Origin of the sequence: Bradyrhizobium sp. NBAIM08, from assembly GCF_020193935.1 — a bacterium.
Classification (GTDB): domain Bacteria; phylum Pseudomonadota; class Alphaproteobacteria; order Rhizobiales; family Xanthobacteraceae; genus Bradyrhizobium; species Bradyrhizobium yuanmingense.
Genome location: NZ_JADYVR010000238.1, coordinates 1 through 461, shown reverse-complemented (window position 1 = coordinate 461; position 461 = coordinate 1). Strand labels below are relative to the sequence as shown.

Annotated in this window: 1 pseudogene; it reads left to right on the top strand. The window is 59.0% G+C overall.

The annotated features are described in order from the left end of the window. Positions 1-327, top strand: a pseudogene (locus tag I6F37_RS39285) (hypothetical protein); the annotation flags it as partial. Between the last annotated feature and the right edge of the window lie 134 nt (positions 328-461).

The window sequence follows — 461 nt, the reverse complement described above, 5'->3', positions numbered from 1 at the left end:
GGTGATATGAGCGTCCTAGTTGTTTTGGAACAATCGGGCGGCACTTTCCATCGTATGGGGTGGGAAGCGGTGATGGCGGCGAAGGAGCTTGGGCTTCCGGTTTTTGCGGCGACCATCGGTGCGGCCGGCGCGGCGGCGTCGAAGGCTGTCGATAAGGTTTTTGCTATTGCGCATGACGACTTGGCGAGCTACAGCGCAGATGGCTACACGGCGGCGTTGGAGCAGTTGATTCGATCCGTAAATCCGGAATTTGTAGTGTTTCCGCACACGTACCAGGTTCGCGACTATGCGCCGAAGTTGGCGACGCGGTTTGGCCGTGCTGGTTAGCGACGTGGTGAAGTTGAGCCGGACGACTGCGGTGCGGCAACTGTTTCAGGGCAAGTTGAACGCGGATTACACGCTGCCTTCCGATGGTTTGCGATTTGTCTCGGTGCAGGCGGGCGCTTATCGTGGAGACGGGC